The sequence below is a fragment of the Burkholderia latens genome (genome assembly GCF_902499045.1).
In the GTDB taxonomy this organism is placed as follows: domain Bacteria; phylum Pseudomonadota; class Gammaproteobacteria; order Burkholderiales; family Burkholderiaceae; genus Burkholderia; species Burkholderia latens.
In genome coordinates this window covers 71,362-90,584 of record NZ_CABVPL010000022.1, presented here as the reverse complement: position 1 = coordinate 90,584, position 19,223 = coordinate 71,362, and the positions used below count along the sequence as shown (strand labels likewise).

Genomic DNA, 19,223 nt, shown 5'->3' with positions numbered 1-19,223 from the left:
CATGACCCGCCGCCACCCGGATCTGTCCCGCGCCGACTACTACGCCCGGATCGCCGACCAGCGTCTCGCGCCGTTGTGGGAATCGCTGCACAACCTCGTGCCGAAAACACCGCAGTCGGCCGCGCAGGCCGCGATCTGGAAGTACGCACAGGTGCGCGGCCTGGTGATGCAGGCGGGCAGCGTGATCAGCGCGGAAGAGGCCGTGCGCCGCGTGCTGGTGCTGGAGAACCCGGGGTTGCCCGGCAAGTCGAGCATGACGCCGACGCTGTACGCGGGCCTGCAGCTGATCCTGCCGGGCGAGATCGCGCCGAGCCACCGGCATACGCAGTCGGCGCTGCGCTTCATCGTCGAAGGCAAGGGCGCGTGGACCGCGGTGAACGGCGAGCGCACGACGATGCGTCCGGGCGATTTCATCATCACGCCGTCGTGGGCGTGGCACGACCACGGCAATCCGTCCGTTGAAGACGGCGGCGAGCCGGTCGTGTGGCTCGACGGTCTCGACATCCCGCTGGTCGGCAACCTCGACGCGGGTTTCGCGGAGAACTATCCGCAGGCCGAGCAGCCCGTCAGCCGCGCGGAAGGCGACAGCTTCGCGCGCTTCGGCCACAACATGGTGCCGGTGCGGCATCGCGTGAGCGACCCGACGTCGCCCGTGTTCAGCTACCCGTATGCGCGGACCCGCGACGCGCTCGATGCGCTGTACCGCAACGGCGAACTCGACGCATGGGACGGCGTGAAGCTGCGCTACGTGAACCCCGCGACGGGCGGCTGGCCGATGCCGACGATCGCGACCTTCATGCAGTTCCTGCCGGCCGGCTTCGACGGCCGCACGTATCGCAGCACCGACGCGACGATCTACTGCGTCGTCGAAGGCCGCGGCATCGCGCACATCGGCGACGCCGCGTTCGCGTTCGAGCCGCACGACATCTTCGTCGCGCCGTCGTGGGCGCCGGTGCGGCTGTCGGCGTCGTCCGACAGCGTGCTGTTCAGCTATTCCGACCGGCCCGTGCTGTCCGCGCTGAACCTGCTGCGCGAGGCGCGCGACTGACGCGGCCGGTTTTTCCGATTTCTCCGATTTCCCCGATTCATCCGGTGCGCCGCCGACGCGGCGCGCGGCCCTCTTTCATGCTCACGCTGGAGCCGCTCATGACTTATGTTTTCCCGCCCGAAGCGCCGGTGGCGCTTCCCGTCGCCGGTAGCGACGCCCGTTTCGCGGTCCGCCGCGTGTACTGCGTCGGCCGCAACTATGCCGCCCATGCGCGAGAAATGGGCTTCGATCCCGATCGCGAACCGCCGTTCTTCTTCTGCAAGCCGGCCGACTCCATCGTGCCGGTCGCCTATGGCGAAACGCTCGAACTCGCGTATCCGACGCAGACGCAGAACTACCACTATGAAGCCGAGCTCGTCGCGGTGATCGGCAAGGGCGGGTCGTACATTCCGCTCGAGCAGGCGCTCGAGCACGTGTGGGGCTATGCGGTCGGCCTCGACATGACGCGCCGCGACCTGCAGATGAAGATGCGCGAAATGGGCCGCCCGTGGGAAATCGGCAAGGCATTCGATCGCTCCGCGCCGGTCGGCCCGGTGCATCCGGTGAGCAACGTCGGTCATTTCGAACAGGCCGGCCTGTGGCTGACCGTCAACGGCGCGACGAAGCAGCAGAGCGACGTGTCGCACCTGATCTGGTCGGTCGCGGAAACGGTCGCCGACCTGTCGAAATTCTTCCGTCTCGAACCGGGCGACGTGATCTTCACCGGCACGCCGGAAGGCGTCGGCGCGGTGGTCAAGGGCGACGTGATGAAGGTCGGCGTCGAGCGTCTCGGCGAGCTGGCCGTGCGCGTGGTCTGACGCGCATTCGTCGATTTCCTCGAAAGGTCACATCGTGCAACTGCATAGCTTCTTCAACAGTTCGACCTCCTATCGGGTGCGCATTGCGCTCGCGCTGAAAGGACTGCCGTACGACACGCTGCCCGTGAACATCCGCACCGGCGAGCATCGCGACGCCGGCTACGTCGCGCAGGTGAATCCGTCGGCGTCGGTGCCGGCGCTGGTCGACGGCGATTTTCGTCTGGGCCAGTCGCTCGCGATCATCGACTACCTCGACCAGATTCATCCCGAGCCGCGGCTGGTTCCGCTGGAACCGCGCCAGCGCGCACGCGTGCTGGAACTCGCGACGCTGATCGCATGCGACATCCATCCGGTCAACAACCTGCGCGTGCTGCGCTACCTCGACAGCGAACTGCAGGTCACGCTGCAGCAGAAGAGCGCGTGGTACCGGCACTGGGTCGCGGAAGGGATGGCCGGCGTCGAACGCCTGCTCGCGCGTGCGGACACGGGCCCGTGGTGTTTCGGCGACGCGCCGACGCTCGCCGACGTATGCATCGTGCCGCAGGTCGCGAACGCGCTGCGGATGGACTGCGACCTGAGCGCGTATCCGCGCAGCCTCGCAGTGTATGAACACGCGCGGCGCGAGCCGGCGTTCGACGCGGCGCAGCCGCAGCGGCAACCGGATTACGTCGCGTAACACGAAGCAGGAGACAGACATGGGCGACACACACAACACAGGCCGTCGCGTACTCGTGATCGGCGGCGGCATCGGCGGGCTCGCGACGGCGCTGGCGCTCGCGCGCCAGGGCATTCGTGTGAAGCTGCTCGAGCAGGCCGAGCGCATCGGCGAGATCGGTGCGGGCATCCAGCTCGCCGCGAATGCGTTCAACGCGCTCGACGCTCTGGGCGTCGGCGAGGCCGCGCGTGGGCGGGCGGTGTTCACCGACTGGCTGCAACTGATGGATGCGGTCGATGCGCGGGAAGTCGCACGTATCGACACGGGCGCCGCGTATCGCGAACGCTTTGGCAATCCGTACGCGGTGATCCATCGCGCGGACATTCACCTGTCGATCTACGAGGCGGTCAAGGATCATCCGCTGATCGAATTCCGGACCAGCACGCAGGTGTGCGGGTTCGAGCAGGACGACAACGGCGTGACCGTGACCGATCAACATGGCGAGCGCTATCGCGCCGATGCGGTGATCGGCTGCGACGGCGTGAAGTCCGCGATCCGTCACGCGCTGATCGGCGACGCGCATCGCGTGACGGGGCACGTCGTGTATCGCGCGGTTGTCGACGTCGACAACATGCCGAAGGACCTGCAGATCAATGCGCCGGTCGTCTGGGCCGGCCCGCATTGCCATCTGGTTCATTACCCGCTGCGCGGCGGACGGCAATACAACCTCGTTGTCACGTTCCACAGCCGCGAGCAGGAAACCTGGGGGGTGCGCGAGGGCAGCAAGGAGGAAGTGCTGTCGTACTTCGACGGCATTCATCCGCTGCCGAAGCAGATGCTCGACCGGCCGACGTCGTGGAAGCGCTGGGCGACCGCCGACCGCGACCCGGTCGAGCGCTGGAGCACGGGCCGCGCGACGGTGCTCGGCGACGCCGCGCATCCGATGACGCAATACATCGCGCAGGGCGCGTGCCAGGCGCTCGAGGATGCGGTGACGCTCGGTGCGGCCGTCGCGCAGACCGACGGCGATTTCGAGGCCGCGTTCGCACTGTACGAACGCGCGCGGATTCCGCGCACCGCGCGCGTGCTGTATTCGGCGCGCGAGATGGGGCGGATCTATCACGCGAAAGGCGTCGAGCGGCAGGTGCGCAACGCGCTGTGGGTCGGACGCACGCAGGCGCAGTTCTACGACGCACTCGACTGGCTGCATGGCTGGCGTGCGGAGGATTGCCTGAAGTCCGTCCCCTGACGTTCTTCAGCCCGCATCCGGCGGCGCGCATGCCAACGACATCGCGCGCGACCGCCTTCATGGAGGAGACACCATCATGGCCGATACGCTGTCCATCGACGTCAGCGAATGGATCGACCGGCATCGCGTTGCGCCGTTTCAGGCCGCGATCGTCGTGTTGTGCTTCCTGATCGTCGCGATCGACGGTTTCGACACCGCATCGATCGGGTTCATCGCCCCCGTCATTCGCGCGGAGTGGGGCTTGTCGCCCGCGCAGCTCGCGCCGGTATTCGGCGCGGGGCTTGCCGGGCTGATGGCCGGCGCGCTCGTGTTCGGGCCGTTCGGCGACCGGTTCGGCCGCAAGCGCCTGCTGCTCGCCTGTGTCGCGTGCTTCGGCATCGCGAGTGCCGCGTCGGCGAGTGCGGGCGGGTTGACCGAACTGATCGCGTGGCGTTTCGTGACGGGCCTCGGGCTCGGCGGCGCGATGCCGAACGCGATCACGCTGACGTCTGAATATTGCCCCGCGCGGCGGCGCTCGTTGCTCGTGACGACGATGTTCTGCGGCTTCACGATCGGCTCCGCGCTCGGCGGGCTCGCGGCCGCGTCGCTGATCGAGCGCGATGGCTGGCGCGCGGTGCTCGTGGTCGGCGGTGCCGCGCCGCTGCTGCTTCTGCCAGTGCTCGCATGGCGGCTGCCCGAATCGGTGCGCTACCTCGTCAACACCGGCGCGGCGCGCGAGCGAATCGCGGCGATGCTCGCGCGGATCGCGCCGGACCCGCATCTCGCGCACGCGTCGTTCATCGCGCCGCGCGGGAAACCGGCCGGGTCGCCGCTGGGCCGTCTGTTCGGCCCGGACCTGTTGCGCGGCACGCTGCTGCTGTGGCTCACGTTCTTCATGAGCCTGCTCGTGATCTATCTGCTGTCGAGCTGGCTGCCGACGCTGTTGCGCACGACCGGCGCGACGCTGCAGACGGCCGCGCGCGTGACCGCGATGTTCCAGGTCGGCGGCACGCTCGGCGCGATCGTGCTCGGCTGGCTGATGGACCGCTTCGATCCGCATCGCGTGCTCGCGTGCAGTTACGCGGCGGCGGGCGTGTTCGTCGCGGCGATCGGTGTGCTGGCCGCATCGCCGGAAGGTGCCGCGCTGGTGGTATTCGCGGCCGGTTTCTGCGTGTCGGGCTCGCAGGTCGGCGCGAACGCGCTGTCGGCCGCGTTCTATCCGACCGAATGCCGGACGACGGGCGTGAGCTGGGCGAACGGGATCGGCCGCGGCGGATCGGTCGTCGGCTCGATGGCGGGCGGGGCGATGCTCGCGATGGGGTTGCCGTTGTCGACCGCGTTCGCCTTCGTCGCGGTGCCGTGCGTGATCGCGGGAATCGCGGTGCTGGCGCTCGGTGTGGTGCGGGCCGGCGCGAAGCGGACGGCCGTTGATGCGATTGCCGGCGAGCAGGCGTAGCGGCGGGGCGGGCAGGCGGCGCCGAGCGCGCCGGACGACGGCTGGATCCGATAGTATATAAATGTATATAATATCTTATCGTTAATCGTATGCGACCGTCCTCATGACCGCCGATCCTTCCACCGGGCTGCCCGAGCCCGACCAGATGCGCGCCGCCGCCGAATCGGCGTGCGCGCTGCTCAAGGTGCTGTCCAATCCCGACCGGCTGCTGCTGCTGTGCGAGCTGTCGCAGGGCGAACGCTGCGTGAGCGAACTCGAGGCGCGGCTGGATATTCGCCAGCCGACGCTGTCGCAGCAGCTCGGCGTGCTGCGGGACAACGCACTCGTCCGCACGCGCCGCGAAGGCAAGAACATCCACTATTCGCTCGACAGCCCGGCCGCGATCGCGGTGATGGGGGTGCTCTACGAACAGTTCTGCGGACCGGCCGCGAAGGGGGCGCGCCATGCAGCTTGATGCGCTTCATTTCACGCCGTGGCTGTCGCTTGCCGGGGGCGTGCTGATCGGGCTCGCCACCGCGTGGCTCGTGGCATTCAACGGACGGATCGCTGGCATCAGCGGGATCATCGGCGGCCTGTTCACGGCCGGTGCCGCGGAGCGCGACTGGCGCACCGCATTCGTCGCGGGGCTGATCGCCGCGCCGCTGATGCTGCGTATCGCCGGTGCTGCCGCGATGCCGCAGGTCGACGCGGGCTGGGGCGAACTGCTGGCGGCTGGCCTGCTGGTCGGAGTCGGTACGCGTTACGCGGGCGGATGCACGAGCGGTCACGGCGTCTGCGGGTTGTCGCGCGGCGCGACGCGGTCGATCGTCGCGACGGCGGTGTTCATGGTCGCCGGTTTCGCGACCGTATTCGTGCGACGGCACGTGATCGGAGGCTGAGATGCAGGCAGGATTCGCATTTTTGGCGGGGCTGCTGTTCGGCGCCGGCCTCATCGTGTCGGGGATGTCCAACCCGCAGAAGATACTCGGCTTTCTCGACCTGGCCGGTCGTTGGGATCCGTCGCTCGCGTTCGTGATGGGCGGAGCGATCGGCGTCGGCGTATTCGCATTTGCATGGGCGAAGCGCCGGACGCGCTCGTGGCTCGGTCTGCCGATCCAGTGGCCGGCCGCGCGGACGATCACCGTGCGGCTCGTCGCGGGGAGTGCCGTGTTCGGCATCGGCTGGGGGATCGCCGGGTTCTGCCCGGGGCCGGCGATCGTGTCGATCGGGCTCGGGTCGATCAAGGGCATCGCGTTCGTCGCCGCAATGCTGGCCGGGATGGCGCTGTTCGAATGGATCGAGCGTCGGCGGAAGGCGCGGTAGCGTCGAGGGGCCGCACGTCGCGGGCTGCCGAGGCCGCGGCGGCTGGGGATCAGGCGGATGGGTTCGATCGATCTGCCTCCGGAGACCGTGCGGGGCGAGCGCGCGCATGTTGTCGGGTGAGGCGATATGGCGGTCACACGAGGCTACCGGCGACGTCTCGAGCTACCGCGTCAGGACTGCTCCCGCACACGCCGCTCACTGAATAACCGAGCGGAGATCCGGTGCACCCAGGTGCGCCACGCAGCGAACCCGCCGCGCCGCACTGCGGGTTCCACGACGGTCGCGTCGGCCGGCCGGGCACCGCTGGCGGACAACGCCACATGACCGGCCGTCTCGATCGTCAGGCATTCGCCTTCGCCGAGCACGCGGCGAACGGATTGCGGCGCATCGGGCAGCCAGTCGAGCCCGGCTTGGGGCAACGTGATCGCGAGCGCGCCGTCGCGCACGATGACCTGGCTGCCCTTGTCGAACCACGCAAAGTGGCTTTGCCCGGCATCGAGCCGGATGTCCTGCGTTCGCATCGCGAGTCCTTTTTCCGTTTTTCCTGTTTTCCCGGTTTGCGCAGCCTCGCGATGGCGAGGCGACGGCGTGCAATCAGGTTAGGGAAACGCGCGCGGTCAGGACAGATTCAGGGGGCGGGAATCTGTTACGGTGCAGCCGCTGATTTTGTGTCGCTGTATCGGTGGGTTTCCCCGGAATCTGTATCTGGCGTGCGCCGAAGCGCGCGGGCACGATCACCCGCATGACCGCCATCACCGACCCGTCCCGCACGCCTTTGCCGATGACCGGCGAGCCGCTTTACGAACGGCTCGCCGAACATTACCGCCGCATCATCGCGGCCGGCACGCTGTCGCCCGGCGACCGGATGCCGTCGGTGCGCGCGTTCATGGCGCAACACGGCGTGAGCCTGTCGACCGCGATCCAGGCATTCCGGCGGCTCGAGGATACGGGCTGGTGCGAGGCCAAGCCGCGCTCGGGCTATTTCGTGCGACGGCGCGCAGCGGCCGCGCTCGAAACGCTGCCGGAAAGCGAAGGGCCGCCGCTGAGCGTCGAGCCGCCGTTCGCGGGGCTGCACGAACGCGTGTCGCGCGTGATCGATCGCGCGAACGCGGTGCCCGATGCGCTGAACCTCGGCGGCGCGTCCGCGCTGGCGACGCTGTATCCGGCCGAGCGCCTGCAGACGCTGGCGATCCGGCTGTTGCGGCGCAAGCCCACGTTGCTGACCGATGCCGGGCCGGTCGGCGGTTCGCCCGAATTCCGGCAGACGATGGCCAAGCGTGCGCTGTCGTACGGCGTGACGGTTTCGCCGGACGACGTGATGTCGACGAGCGGCGGCGTCGATGCCGTGAATCTCGCGCTGCGCGCGGTGGCGCGCCCCGGAGACACGATCGCGATCGAATCGCCGGCCTTTTTCGGCTTGATCCAGCTGCTCGAAAGCCTCGGCCTGCGCGCGCTCGAAATTCCGGCCAGCCCGACAACCGGGCTGTCGATCGAGGCGCTCGACGTGGCGCTGACCGCATACCCGGACATCCGGGCCGTGGTCGTCGTGCCGAACCTGCAGAACCCGCTCGGCAGCGTGATGCCCGACGAGCGCAAGGCCGCGCTGGTCGCGCTGTGCTCGCGCCGCGGCGTGGCCGTGATCGAGGACGAGCCGTATCGCGAGCTCGTCGAAGCGCCGCACGCGGTGATGCCCGTGAAGGCATGGGACCGCGATGGCACGGTGATCTACTGCCCGTCGTTCAACAAGGTGCTGGCGCCCGGAATGCGGCTCGGCTGGATGAGCGCGGGCCGCTGGCACGCGCGCGTGAAGATGCTCAAGTTCGCGCACAGCCGGCACAACGCCGCATTGCTGCAGGCCGTCGCGGCCGAATTCGTCGGCTCGGGTGCGTTCGATCGTCACCTGCACCGGTTTCGCGAACAGCTTCGCGTGCAGCGCGATGTGACGATCGACGCGATCGCGCGGCATTTTCCGGCCGGCACGCGGATGAACCGGCCGCCGGGCGGCATGCTGCTGTGGATTGCGTTGCCGGACGGCGTGCGTTCCGAAGCATTGTTCGATGCCGCGCTGGCGCGCGGGGTGAGGATCGCGCCTGGTTCGATCTTTTCGAATTCCGACCGCTTTGACGCGTATATCCGGCTCGCCTGCACGCGGGTGTTCGACACGACGCACGAAGCGGCAATCGAAACGCTCGGCCGGTTGATACGCGACGCGGCGGCCGCTGCGTAAGCGGGCCGGGTACCGGCCGGGCCGGCCGATCGGCTTGCGGCCCCGGCTGCCGTGACGGATGCACGGGACGGCCGATCCGGCTCGTTGCGCTTCCGCCGGCCGGCCGCCGCGCGACGACGCGCCAGCGATACGACTTCGGCGAGGTCATCGGCCGACCGCCTGCGCGGCCAGGTGCTGACGGATCAACGACAGGTAGCGATCGCCGACCGTGAAGTCGCGTGCCGCACGCGGGCGCTCCGCCCGGCGCAGCGTGGCCGGCACGCTCATGCCCAGGTACCGGCATACCGCGGACGGAAACGGTTTGCGCGTATGCCCGAGCTGGCGCGCCGCGCGTTCCACGCGGGCATCGCCGGCCTGCGCACGCAGCCATGCCAGTACTTGGCGATCGGTGTCGTTGACGATACGGACCAGATGTTCCATCGCGCACCTCACTGTTCATAAATACAGTACTGTAAATATAACCAGTATGTGAGGCGGCTGCAAGCGGGCGTGCGTGCGCCTGGCCGTTCGGCCAGGGTTCAGCGCGCCGGTGCGGCGGTGCGGGTTGTCCGGGCGGGAAGCGCCTTCGGCGTGGCAAGGGCGGCAGCCGCCATGAGATGCGTATAGCGCGCATCGGTCAGCGTGCCGAGGAACGCGACGATATCGTCGATTTCCGCGTCGGTCAGCGCGGGCGGCGTGCCCGGCCGGCGGTTCATCGGTGTCGAATTGACGTTGATGTTGCCGCGATAGGCGGCCGGCACGTCGTCGAACGTCGTTGCGCCGTGATACCAGTGGCCCGGATCGGTCGAGCGTGTGTTGTAGAACGCGACCGCGTCGCGCAGCGTCGTAAACACGCCGTTGTGCATGAAGCTCTGCTTGACCGCGACGTTGCGCAGCCCCGGCGTGCGCAGGTAGCCGCACCATTGCGTCGGTTCGGGCCAGCGCAGCCGCGCGGCCGTGTCGCAGAGCCCGTTGTCGAAATGGCGTGGATCGCGGTTCGCGGGCAGCGCGCGGTTGCGCGGCACCGCGATCGCGTCGTAGCCGAAGTCGGTGAACAGCGAGCGTTCCGGCCGGTTCGACGTCTCGGACAACGTATGGCAGCTCATGCAGTTGCCCTTGTCGGGGTTGCGGAACAGCGCCAGCCCGCGCATCTCGGCCGGCGCGAGCGGCGTGCGCGTGCGCAGGAACGCGTCGAAGCGCGACGTGAACGGTGCCATCTCGTCGCTCTGCAGATAGGCTTCGACGACCGCACCCAGTGCACGCACCAGCTGCCCGGGATCGCGCCGCACCGATGCGCCGAAGCGCGCGGCGAGATCGCCCGCCAGTTCGGTGTCGTCGACCTTGCGCAGCAGCGCGGCCGGCGACCGGTTGTTCATCTCGTTCGGATCGAAGAGCGGCCCGCGGATCTGCTCGGCGAGCGTGTCCGCGCGGCCGTCGCTGAAGAGTCCGCCGAACGGCGACGGCGCGGGCGCGTCGTCGTCCTGGTAGAAGTGGCGGCGCGGCACGTAGCGCACGTAGAGCAGCGATGGCGCGTTGCGCTGGCTGAAGCGCCCGTGGCGGCTGCCTTCCGGCACACCGGGCCCCGCGAGCGAGGCCGCCGACAGCGTCGGCGCGAACGCGCGCCCCGGATCGTGGCAGCCCGCGCACGACATGCCGCGCGGCTCGGACAGCCGCGGATCGAAGAAGATCCGGCGGCCGAGCGCAACGAGCGTCGGGTCGGGCGCGAAACGGGCGGTCGCCGCGTCGATCTTGCCGGTCACCTGTGGCGTGCCGTTGCCGATCGTGCCGACGACGCGCGACGGCGGCGCGCCGGGCAGCAGGGTCGTATCTGAAGGCGCGGCGTGGGCCGCAAGCGCCGCGCCGGCGAGCATGGCAGTTGCCAGCATGCGCACCGGCGAGCCGCCGCCGGCAACCGAGGCTGAAGCCGAGGCTCGACGCTCGGAAACGGCCGCAATCGACCGCGGCCGCATCCGCTCCCCGGTCATCTGCCAGCGGCGGCCGATCGAACCCGCCAAATCCGCCCAACCGTCATTCAATCGAACTCCGTCACTCACGGCGCGATGAACCCCGTCTTGTCGCAGGCGAGCGTCGTGCCCGACTGATCGCACGAAGCGAGCAGCTTGCCCGCCGCCGAATACGCATGGAACACCCAGCCCGTCGCGGGCGCCGCACGTCGCTCCATGATCAGGAAACCGAAGCTGTTGTTGTGCGACAGACGCTCGATCACGGCGCCGGGCGCGGGCGTCAGGCCCGCGGGGAAAGGATCGGGCAGCGCGACGTCGAGGTTGTCGCCGCCGTTGCCGGACACGATCGTCGCCGGATGCCCCGACGAGAAGTTGATCGCCTGGAAGTCATGCACGTGCCCGTGCAGCGCGACGTGGATGCCCGGCGGATAGTACGCCTGCGCGTTCAGGCTCGACATCACCGATTGCAGCGCGAGGTTGCCCGGCGCGGGCGTGCTGCCGGCGATCGGCGCGAACGCGAGGATCGGATGGTGGTTCGTGAAGATCGTCGTCGTCATCCCGGCTTTCGACGCGAGCGCCGCGACCGTCTGGAACTGCTTCTGGTAGATGCGGAATTGCGCGTCGGTCGTCTTCAGCGGATTGCGGCCGACCTTCGCGGTGTCGAACACGATCACCTGCGTGCCGCCGCCGAGCGACACCGCGTACGGATCCGAGTAGTTCGCGTCGTTGTCGTTGGCCGGATCGTCGCACGAACGGGCCGCCGAATACGGTCGCGGATCGAGGAAGCGGTACTAGCCCTGGCCGGCCCGCGCGCATTCCTCGTGATTGCCGCGCACGACCACCCACGGCGCCTTCGCGAACAGCGGCGCGGCCGGGCGGAACAGGTCGGCCTGCCACGTATCCCAGCCGTAGCCCCACGGGCTGTCCTTGCAGCCGGCGATGTCGGGCGGGCATGCGTTCTCGCGATAGTGATAGTCGCCGACGTGCAGCACCAGATCCGGCGACAGCTTCGCGACGCTCGCGGCGATCGTGTCGAACGGCCACACCGTCGCGTCGTTGCACGCCTGCCATGCGTTGTCGGCCTTCTTCATCCGGCAGCCGGTGTCGGCGATGATCGCGATGCGCTGCGGCTGCGCCTTCGGCAGCGGCAGCGCGCGACCCGCGACGCTCGCCGACTGCGCGCCGGCCGGCAGGGTCGTCTCGCAGACCGACACCGGGAAGCCCGACGGCTTCGAGTCGGCCGGATCGCTGGCGGTCGTCCGTTGCGCGACGGTCGCCGCGCCGACGCGCAGCGTCATGCGCGACAGTTTGCCGTCGACGGCAAGCTGCGGACACAACGGATCGCTCGCGGAAGCCGGCGTGTAGTTCGTGATCACGCGCGCGATCGCCTGGTTCGCATCGCCGATCTCGACCCACGCGGCCTGAACGTTGATCGCCGCACTGGCCGGATCGGCGGGCTTGTCGATGTGATTCGAACACGCGGACAGCGCCGCGAGCGCAACAAGCGGGGCGCAGCGCACGAACAGCGCGAGAGAGAGAAGTCGTCGCATGGGAGGCACCGTAGGAAAGCCGTCAACGATACGCAACACGAATGTAAGTAATGTGAATGGCGCGCGGGCCGTTCGGCTTGCGCGTCTTGACCTCAAGCCGGCTTGAAGCAGCATAGTCTGGATCACGACCATCACGTACAAAGGGAAAGGAGAATCGACGATGGAAGACAGCCGCGCAAACGAAGCGCAGTCCGCGCTGTGGAACGGGCCGTCGGGGCTCGCGTGGGTGGACGCGCAGACGACGCTCGACCGGATGTTCGAGCCGTTCGAGACGCTGCTCGCGGATGCAGCGGTGACGGTGTCCGCGCGCAGCGTGCTGGACGTCGGCTGCGGCACGGGCGCGGTGACGCTCGCGATCGCCCGGCGGCTCGGCGCGCACGCGCAGTGCACGGGTGTCGACATCTCGGCGCGGATGATCGAGGCCGCGCAGGCGCGCGCTGAACGCGACGGTCTCGACGTCGCGTTCGTGCACGCCGATGCGCAGACGCATGCGTTCGCGCCTCGCGAGTTCGACCTGATCGTGTCGCGCTTCGGCGTGATGTTTTTCGACGATCCGGTCCGTGCATTCGGGAACCTGCGGCACGCGGCGCGCGCGAACGCGCAACTGCGCTTCGCCGCATGGCGCGGCGCCGCCGACAATCCGTTCATGACGACGGCCGAGCGGGCCGCCGCGCCATTGCTGCCGGACCTGCCGGCGCGGCAGCCCGGCGCACCGGGGCAATTCGCGTTCGGCGACCGGCAGCGAATCGCGTCGGTGTTGGCGGACAGCGGCTGGGCCCACGTCGCGATCGAGCCGATCGATATCGCGTGTAGGTTGCCGGCCGCCGCGCTGGACGACTACGTCGCGCGACTGGGGCCGGTCGGGCTCGCGCTTCGGCAGGCGGACGAAGCGACACGCCGGCGCGTGATCGAGACGGTTCACGCCGCGTTCGATCGCTACGTGCTGGGCGCCGATCTGCGCTTCGACGCGGCGTGCTGGCTCGTTACCGCGCGGGCGCCATCGGTGTGACGCTTTTGCAGAGCGGCGCGTGTTCGCCCGTTGCCGCGCGCGTCGCCGGGAGCGGGCGTTGACGGCGGCGCGTGGTCGAGCGCCGCTTTCAGCCGCGCCGCGCCCGCAGCATCAACCACGCGCAACCGGCCGCGACGAGCGCGAGGCCGAGCAGCACCGCCTCGACGCCGAGCGCGAAACCCGGCGGCATCTCGCCGCTGTTCGGCACCGGCGACAGGTTCGAAATCAGCGCGGCGGCGCCGCCCGCCAGCAGCGCGACGCAGGCGATCCAGTAGAGCTTGCCGCGCGGCGCGGCGGTGCGAATCCGCCATGCCGCGACGCCGACGCCGCCGATGTAGAGCAGCACGAGCGTCCCCAGCGCGACGAGGTCGCCGGTGCGATTCAGGAAGCCGCTCATCGCGCGGCTCCGCCGGCGAGCGGCGGCAGGTCGATGCAGCGGGTGTCCGGCGCAAATACGGGCCGGGCACGGAGGAGGCGGAATTCGGGCATGGCGGGAATCCAGTTGTGGGCGCAACGAATCGCGACGCCGCCCGGCCGCGTACAACGCGCGCCGGACCCTGAGGCGGCGCGCGTCGAGTAAACCGCGGTGTCAGGGTTGCACGAAAGGTCATGCAGGATCGACCCGACGAATTGTAAGGGATCGAGACGACCGCGAAAACCGCGCGAACCGTGTCGTGTGCGGCGCGGATAGCGATCAAACGAGTGCGATTACGCGCCCGGACGACGCGCGAACATGCGCGTCCGGGGCAACGACGGCCCGCGCCGCGGCACGCGCTTCAGAACGTCACGGCAATGCCGGCCATGCCGACGAATTGGCCACGCGTCGTCGACGGCGTAAGCTGCTGCGAATCGCCGACGATCGGCGCCGCGTCGACGATATGGCCGGCGCCCTGCGCGCCGAGCGTGCGTCCGCTCGAATGCGTGTATGCCTGCAGCGCATAGAGCGTCGTGCGCTTCGACAAACTGTACGACTCCTTCAGCGAATACTGCTGGTAGCGGGCCGCGTCGGACATGCCGTTCGCCTTCGACGCAAGCGTATACGAGAACGCGCCGGCCACCGAGAACGTCGGCGTGAAGCGGTATGCGGCGAGCGCGCCGTAGGTATTGAACACCGCGGTGTCCGTGAACGCGGAGCCGTTGCCGGGCAAGTACTTCACGTTCGAGTAGTTGACGCCCATCGTCAGCGCGCCGAGCGTGTAATTGCCGGCGGCCGCGACCTGCTCGACGGCCTTCGCGGTCAGGTAGCCCTGGTTCAGCACGGATACCGCGAAGCTGCCCGACGCCGCGGTCGCCGGATTCAGGAAGCCGGCCGGCGAGCCCGAGCTGTTGATGCGCAGATAGCCTGCCGCGATTCCGACCGGCCCGTTCGCGTAGCGCAATGCGGCGCTGAACGTGTTGCCCTTGCCGGTCGCGCCGGCGATGCCGCCGAACGCGTACATCGCGCTCGCGGTCAGCCCGGAGAAGACCGGCGACGTATACGTAACCGAGTTGTTGACGCGGATCGTCGTGTCGAGGCCGTCGATGTCGCCCGGATGCGCGCCGATCGCGCCGGTGAGCCAGCTGCTCGACGCGTATGGCCCCACCAGCAGGAAGTAAGGCGTGTACTGGCGGCCGGCCGTCACCGTGCCGTAACGATCGTTGCGCAGCCCGACGAAGGCTTGGCGATTGAAGATCGTGCCGGCGGCGGCTTGCGCGCCGGTGTTCAGGTTGAAGCCCGACTGCAGATCGAAGATCGCGTGCGTGCCGCCGCCCAAATCCTCGTCGCCGCGCAGCCCGAACTTCGATGCATACAGGTTGCCGTCGCGCATGTAGATGTTCGAGTGGCCCTGCTGGTTGTTCACGTACGCGATCGAATCGTCGACCACGCCGTACAGCGTCACGCTGCTCTGTGCGCGGGCGGCGGGCGCGCCGAGCGTCACAGCCGACAAAATCAGGATTGCATAACGGTAGTGCGATGCTTTCATCGTCGATCTCCAGGTCTCTTCAACAGGCGGGAGGCTGAACGGCCTCCTCTGTGGCGGCGGCGGGCCGCGCGTGTGGCCCGCCGGGCAGGGTCCGGTGTCGCGCAGGCAGGGCGCTCAGTCGTCGAATGCCAACACGAGGTGACGCCATGCGCCGTTGCGCGCATCGTGTTCGACACGCGCGCCGCGCACCGCGAGCGCGCCTTGCAGCGATGCCGGCATCAGAACTTCGATCTGCCCGGCAGGCCGGATCATGCGGCCGTCCCAGCGGACCGACACGCCGAGCACGCCCGACGCCTCGCGTCCGGTCTCGATGCGCCACAGCCCGTAATCGCCGTCGCGCCATGCTTCGGTTTCGCCGTCGTCCTCGACGCATTCGCCGGATGCCACGCCGTCCTCGATGCGTGGTGCGACGAGGAAGCCGCGCGTATCGGCGCGCGTACCGAAATGCTGTTCCGCGACGTTCAGCGGCAGTACGCGGCCTTCGCGCAACAGCATCACCGGCGTGTCGAGCGGCGCGGGCAACGTGACGCTCGCGCCGCCGTCGAACGCCTGCGCGCTCGTGCAGCACATCCAGCGCGCGCCCGACGGCAGGTACACCGTGCGCTCGGTCTGGCCGGGATCGACGACCGGCGCGACGAGCAACGCGTCGCCGAGCATCATGTCGTCGGATGCGTCGTAGCAGCGCGCGTCGCCGGGGAAGTCGGCGAGAGTCGGTCGGAGCACGGGCTCGTAGCGTGTGGTCGACAGCCACAGCAGGTGATAGAGGTAAGGCAGCAGCCGGTAGCGCTGCTTGATCAGCGACGCGATCTGCGCGGTGATCTCCGGATACATCCACGGCTCGTTGACGGTGCCGTCGTCGTTCCACGAATGTATGCTGAAGCGCGGCATGAAGATGCCGAACTGCACCCAGCGCAGCAGCAGCTCGGGCGACGGCGCGGGGCCGGAGAAGCCGCCGATGTCGTGACCGATGTTCGACACGCCCGACAACGCGAGCCCGAGGCCCATCTTCAGGTTGTAGCGCAGCGTTTCCCACGACGTGTAGTTGTCGCCGGACCACGTCTGCACGTAGCGCTGCATGCCGGCGCCGCCCGAGCGCGACACGAGGAATGGCCGCTGCGCCGGTGCGTGCGCGCGCTGCGCGTCGCGCGATGCGCGCATCATCAGCATCGTTTGCAGCACCTTCGCGTCGCGCGCCGGAAACGGTGCGCCGAAGCCGTGCGCGATCGCGTCGGGCGACCAGATCTCGTATTCGTTGTTGTCGTTCCACGTCGACGCGATCCCGTATTCGAGCAGCGCCGACGTGACCTGCTGCTGCCACCAGCGATACGCGTCCGGTTGCGTGAAGTCGATGTACGCGCCGACCTCGTCCCAGAACTGCACCCATGCGGGCTCGCCCGACGCGGAACGGATCAGCAGCCCGCGCGCCGCGGCTTCGTCGAACGCCGGATGATCGCGCAGCAGGCACGGCTTGATGTTCGCGCACAGGCGGATCCCGTGGTCCAGGTAGTGCTGCACGAAACCCTTCGGATCGGGAAACTTCTCGCGGTTCCAGTTGAACACGTAGCGCTTCGCGCCGATCGACGTGTAGCCGGACGACAGGTGGAACGAATCGCACAGGATGTCGTGCGCGTCGCACTGTTCGACGAACTGGTTCATCTGCTGCTGCGCATCCGGCGCATCGGTATAGCTCATCGTCGAGCCTGAATAGCCGAGCCCCCACTTCGGCGTGCGCGCCGGGCGCCCGGTGAGCCACGTGAAGCGGCGCGCGGCCGCGAGCGGCGTGTCGGGCGACGCGATGAAGTAGTAGTCGAGATCGCCGTGCTCCGCGACGAAATAGCGATAGAGCCCGTGATAGTTGTCGAGCTCGCGGCCCATGTCGAACGCGCAGTCCGACAGCGTGTCGTAGAACAGCCCGAAGCCCTGGCACGCGTCGGGCGACCAGGTGATGTAGAACGGGATGTGCTTGTAGAGCGGGTCGGTGTGCTTCGCGCTGTAGCCCATCGCATCGATGTTGCGCATCTCGAAGCGCGCGCCGGTGCGATCGAGCTCGCCCGCGCGTTCGCCGAGACCGAACACCTTGTCGCCGCGCTCGCGCGCGACGTAGTGATACGCGCGCTCGTCCCACCAGCCGAAGTTGTACGCCTGCGTCGCGCGGTCGGCGAGCACGACGCGCCACGTGCCGTCGGCACGGCGCATCGACCACGTGCAGTGGCCGCCTTGCCGGCGCACCGCGACACGGATCTGCGCGGTTTCGATGCGCACGGCGTCGTCGTCTTCGGCGAAGTCGTAGTGCGGCAGCGCGAAGCCGCTCAGATCGAGGCGGTCGCGCCCGTCGAGCGGCACGTCGTCGAGGCCCGGTGCGATCGTCCACGTGCGCGGGTCGCGCGCCGTCGCGTCGGGCAGCACGCGCACGCGCACGATGTCGTCCTCGAGCACGAAGAGCTCGATGGTGGCGCCCGCGTCGGACGCGAGCAGTACGCGGTTCGCCTGCCGGGAGGCGACATGGAACACGGGCGGATGAAGAAGCGAAGTCATGAAGGCGATTCCTGATGAAGACGGATGTCACGCGTGCTGCGCGAGCAGGCGTTCCTGCTTCGACTGGCCGCGGATCAGCACCGCGAGCAGCGTGACGCCGACGATGTCGAACAGGCCGAGGCACGCGAACAGCGGCGCGTAGCCGATCTTGTCGGCGAGTGCGCCGACCAGCAGCGAGAAGCCGAGCCCGCCGATCCACGCGGCCATCCCCGCGAAGCCGCTCGCGGTGCCGACTTCCTCGGGATCGAACACGTCGGCGGACAGCGTGTTGACGAGCGCGGAGATCATCTGGTGCGCGAAGCCGCCGACGCAGAACAGCGCGATGGCCGTGTACGGCGACGACACGAGCCCGATCATTGCCGGCCCGAGCATCAGCACCGCGCCGAGCGCGACGCCGGCGACGCGCGACCACACGAGCGGCAGCTTGAAGCGATTCGCGAGGTAGGGCGACAGGTAGCCGCCCGCGATGCCGCCGAGGTCCGCCGCGAGAAACGGCATCCATGCGAAGACGGCGATCTGCGTGAGCGGCATGTGGCGTTCGGTTGCGAGATACAGCGGAATCCAGAAGCTGAAGGTCTGCCACGCGGGTTCCGCGAAGAAGCGCGGCAGCGCGATCGCCCAGAAGCGTCGCGCGGTGACGACGTCGCGAATCCGGCGCGCCGACACGGCCGGCATCGTCGCCTGGCCGTCGCGGATCAGCGTGCGCTCCTGCGGCGTGATGCGCGGATGATCGGCCGGCGACCGGTACTGCGTGTACCACAGCGCGGCCCATATGAAGCCGAGCGCACCGGTGACCATGAACGCGGCTTGCCAGCCGAACCGCATCGAGATGAACACGACGAGCGGCGGCGCGATCGCGGCGCCGAGCGACGTGCCCGCATTGAAGTAGCCGACGGCAACCGATTTCTCGCGATCGGGAAACCATTCGGCGACGGCCTTCATCCCCGACGGAATCGCGGCAGCCTCGAACAGCCCGAGCAAGCCGCGCAGGATGCCGAGCGACAGCCAGCCCGACGCGAAACCGTGCGCGACGCCGACCACCGACCACAGCATCGCGAACAGCGCGAACCCGAGCCGCAGCCCGATCAGGTCCACGACGAATCCGCACACCGGCTGCATGAGCGTGTAGCCGATCTGGAACGCGCCGACGATGTACGAATACTGCTGCGTCGAAATCGCGAATACCTGCTTCAGTTCCGGTGCGAGGACCGCGAGGGAATTTCGTGCGAGGTAGTTGAGGATCGTGCCCAGACATACCAGCACGATGATCCACCAGCGCAACGCCTTGACTGTTTTCACTGCCGTCTCCTGATCCATGCAAGTCGCGGGCGGACGCGGCCTGCCCGGTCTTGTTTGTACGATGTCAGACTTTGATGGTCGCCAATTCGCGCGGATATTCACCGAATAACGTTGTTCGATCGAACATTCCAGGGCAATCGGCGGCACACGTTATCTGACGACTGACCATTTTCGAACATCCTATGTTCGAATTCGAATCAGGTCAACGCG

General features: G+C 68.5%; 17 protein-coding genes and 1 pseudogene. 10 read left to right on the top strand and 8 right to left on the bottom strand.

Going from position 1 to position 19,223, the window contains the following annotated elements:
• Position 1: 1 nt before the first annotated feature.
• From gtdA to BSE24067_RS16940, 8 genes are all read left to right on the top strand, one after another.
• Positions 2 to 1,048, top strand: coding sequence for a gentisate 1,2-dioxygenase (gene gtdA, locus BSE24067_RS16975; RefSeq protein WP_151063420.1), 1,047 nt, complete (start codon positions 2 to 4; stop codon positions 1,046 to 1,048).
• Between the two features lie 98 nt (positions 1,049 to 1,146).
• Positions 1,147 to 1,845 (top strand): fumarylacetoacetate hydrolase family protein, encoded by a 699-nt coding sequence (locus BSE24067_RS16970; protein WP_151063419.1) that lies wholly within the window; start codon positions 1,147 to 1,149, stop codon positions 1,843 to 1,845.
• A gap of 34 nt (positions 1,846 to 1,879) precedes the next feature.
• Positions 1,880 to 2,521 carry a maleylacetoacetate isomerase gene (maiA, locus tag BSE24067_RS16965; protein ID WP_151063418.1) on the top strand — a complete coding sequence of 214 codons (642 nt, stop codon included), beginning with the start codon at positions 1,880 to 1,882 and terminating at the stop codon, positions 2,519 to 2,521.
• Between the two features lie 19 nt (positions 2,522 to 2,540).
• A complete protein-coding gene (locus BSE24067_RS16960) occupies positions 2,541 to 3,749 on the top strand; it encodes a 3-hydroxybenzoate 6-monooxygenase (RefSeq protein WP_151063417.1) in 1,209 nt (402 codons plus the stop codon).
• Between the two features lie 76 nt (positions 3,750 to 3,825).
• On the top strand, positions 3,826 to 5,184 hold the full coding sequence (locus BSE24067_RS16955; RefSeq protein ID WP_151063416.1) for an MFS transporter: 1,359 nt from the start codon (positions 3,826 to 3,828) through the stop codon (positions 5,182 to 5,184).
• A gap of 103 nt (positions 5,185 to 5,287) precedes the next feature.
• Entirely contained in the window at positions 5,288 to 5,638 is a 351-nt protein-coding gene (locus BSE24067_RS16950) for an ArsR/SmtB family transcription factor (RefSeq protein WP_151063415.1), read from the top strand.
• Positions 5,628 to 6,062, top strand: a complete 435-nt coding sequence (locus BSE24067_RS16945) for a YeeE/YedE family protein (protein ID WP_151063414.1) — start codon at positions 5,628 to 5,630, stop codon at positions 6,060 to 6,062. The genes BSE24067_RS16950 and BSE24067_RS16945 overlap by 11 nt, the downstream gene beginning before the upstream one ends.
• A gap of 1 nt (position 6,063) precedes the next feature.
• Positions 6,064 to 6,486, top strand: a complete 423-nt coding sequence (locus BSE24067_RS16940; RefSeq protein ID WP_151063413.1) for a DUF6691 family protein — start codon at positions 6,064 to 6,066, stop codon at positions 6,484 to 6,486.
• Positions 6,487 to 6,656: 170 nt separating this feature from the next.
• Here the strand turns inward: BSE24067_RS16940 and BSE24067_RS16935 are convergent, their stop codons facing one another.
• Positions 6,657 to 7,007, bottom strand: coding sequence for a hypothetical protein (locus BSE24067_RS16935; RefSeq protein WP_151063412.1), 351 nt, complete (start codon positions 7,005 to 7,007; stop codon positions 6,657 to 6,659).
• Positions 7,008 to 7,228: 221 nt separating this feature from the next.
• Here BSE24067_RS16935 and BSE24067_RS16930 point away from each other — a divergent pair, with 221 nt between their 5' ends.
• Entirely contained in the window at positions 7,229 to 8,713 is a 1,485-nt protein-coding gene (locus tag BSE24067_RS16930; RefSeq protein WP_174904799.1) for an aminotransferase-like domain-containing protein, read from the top strand.
• Between the two features lie 144 nt (positions 8,714 to 8,857).
• Here BSE24067_RS16930 and BSE24067_RS16925 read toward each other — a convergent pair whose 3' ends face one another.
• The 3 genes and pseudogenes from BSE24067_RS16925 to BSE24067_RS16915 form a co-directional block, all read right to left on the bottom strand.
• Positions 8,858 to 9,133: a CppA family protein gene (locus BSE24067_RS16925; RefSeq protein WP_151063411.1), complete on the bottom strand. Its 276-nt coding sequence runs from the start codon at positions 9,131 to 9,133 to the stop codon at positions 8,858 to 8,860.
• Positions 9,134 to 9,231: 98 nt separating this feature from the next.
• Entirely contained in the window at positions 9,232 to 10,578 is a 1,347-nt protein-coding gene (locus BSE24067_RS16920) for a cytochrome-c peroxidase (protein ID WP_151063410.1), read from the bottom strand.
• 164 nt (positions 10,579 to 10,742) lie between these two features.
• Positions 10,743 to 12,206, bottom strand: a pseudogene (locus BSE24067_RS16915) (metallophosphoesterase family protein).
• Positions 12,207 to 12,366: 160 nt separating this feature from the next.
• On the opposite strand from BSE24067_RS16915, the gene BSE24067_RS16910 reads away from it, so the two are divergent.
• Positions 12,367 to 13,215: a class I SAM-dependent methyltransferase gene (locus tag BSE24067_RS16910; protein WP_151063409.1), complete on the top strand. Its 849-nt coding sequence runs from the start codon at positions 12,367 to 12,369 to the stop codon at positions 13,213 to 13,215.
• Positions 13,216 to 13,303: 88 nt separating this feature from the next.
• Here the strand turns inward: BSE24067_RS16910 and BSE24067_RS16905 are convergent, their stop codons facing one another.
• The 4 genes from BSE24067_RS16905 to BSE24067_RS16890 all read right to left on the bottom strand — a co-directional run bounded on the left by BSE24067_RS16905 (position 13,304) and on the right by BSE24067_RS16890 (position 19,013).
• Complete coding sequence (locus tag BSE24067_RS16905; RefSeq protein WP_151063408.1) at positions 13,304 to 13,612, bottom strand: hypothetical protein; 309 nt, start codon at positions 13,610 to 13,612, stop codon at positions 13,304 to 13,306.
• A gap of 379 nt (positions 13,613 to 13,991) precedes the next feature.
• Complete coding sequence (locus tag BSE24067_RS16900; RefSeq protein ID WP_151063407.1) at positions 13,992 to 15,179, bottom strand: porin; 1,188 nt, start codon at positions 15,177 to 15,179, stop codon at positions 13,992 to 13,994.
• A 114-nt stretch (positions 15,180 to 15,293) separates the two neighbouring features.
• A complete protein-coding gene (locus BSE24067_RS16895; protein ID WP_151063406.1) occupies positions 15,294 to 17,714 on the bottom strand; it encodes a glycoside hydrolase family 31 protein in 2,421 nt (806 codons plus the stop codon).
• A gap of 27 nt (positions 17,715 to 17,741) precedes the next feature.
• Positions 17,742 to 19,013 carry an MFS transporter gene (locus BSE24067_RS16890; RefSeq protein WP_151063405.1) on the bottom strand — a complete coding sequence of 424 codons (1,272 nt, stop codon included), beginning with the start codon at positions 19,011 to 19,013 and terminating at the stop codon, positions 17,742 to 17,744.
• Between the last annotated feature and the right edge of the window lie 210 nt (positions 19,014 to 19,223).

Coding starts and splice junctions, on each gene's coding strand:
- BSE24067_RS16910 (WP_151063409.1), top strand. CDS start 12,367: ATGGAAGACAGCCGCGCAAACGAAGCGCAGTCCGCGCTGTGGAACGGG.
- BSE24067_RS16945 (WP_151063414.1), top strand. CDS start 5,628: ATGCAGCTTGATGCGCTTCATTTCACGCCGTGGCTGTCGCTTGCCGGG.
- BSE24067_RS16950 (WP_151063415.1), top strand. CDS start 5,288: ATGACCGCCGATCCTTCCACCGGGCTGCCCGAGCCCGACCAGATGCGC.
- BSE24067_RS16935 (WP_151063412.1), bottom strand. CDS start 7,007: ATGCGAACGCAGGACATCCGGCTCGATGCCGGGCAAAGCCACTTTGCG.
- BSE24067_RS16920 (WP_151063410.1), bottom strand. CDS start 10,578: ATGCTGGCAACTGCCATGCTCGCCGGCGCGGCGCTTGCGGCCCACGCC.
- BSE24067_RS16970 (WP_151063419.1), top strand. CDS start 1,147: ATGACTTATGTTTTCCCGCCCGAAGCGCCGGTGGCGCTTCCCGTCGCC.
- BSE24067_RS16930 (WP_174904799.1), top strand. CDS start 7,229: ATGACCGCCATCACCGACCCGTCCCGCACGCCTTTGCCGATGACCGGC.
- BSE24067_RS16940 (WP_151063413.1), top strand. CDS start 6,064: ATGCAGGCAGGATTCGCATTTTTGGCGGGGCTGCTGTTCGGCGCCGGC.
- BSE24067_RS16895 (WP_151063406.1), bottom strand. CDS start 17,714: ATGACTTCGCTTCTTCATCCGCCCGTGTTCCATGTCGCCTCCCGGCAG.
- gtdA (WP_151063420.1), top strand. CDS start 2: ATGACCCGCCGCCACCCGGATCTGTCCCGCGCCGACTACTACGCCCGG.
- BSE24067_RS16960 (WP_151063417.1), top strand. CDS start 2,541: ATGGGCGACACACACAACACAGGCCGTCGCGTACTCGTGATCGGCGGC.
- BSE24067_RS16955 (WP_151063416.1), top strand. CDS start 3,826: ATGGCCGATACGCTGTCCATCGACGTCAGCGAATGGATCGACCGGCAT.
- BSE24067_RS16900 (WP_151063407.1), bottom strand. CDS start 15,179: ATGAAAGCATCGCACTACCGTTATGCAATCCTGATTTTGTCGGCTGTG.
- BSE24067_RS16925 (WP_151063411.1), bottom strand. CDS start 9,133: ATGGAACATCTGGTCCGTATCGTCAACGACACCGATCGCCAAGTACTG.
- BSE24067_RS16905 (WP_151063408.1), bottom strand. CDS start 13,612: ATGAGCGGCTTCCTGAATCGCACCGGCGACCTCGTCGCGCTGGGGACG.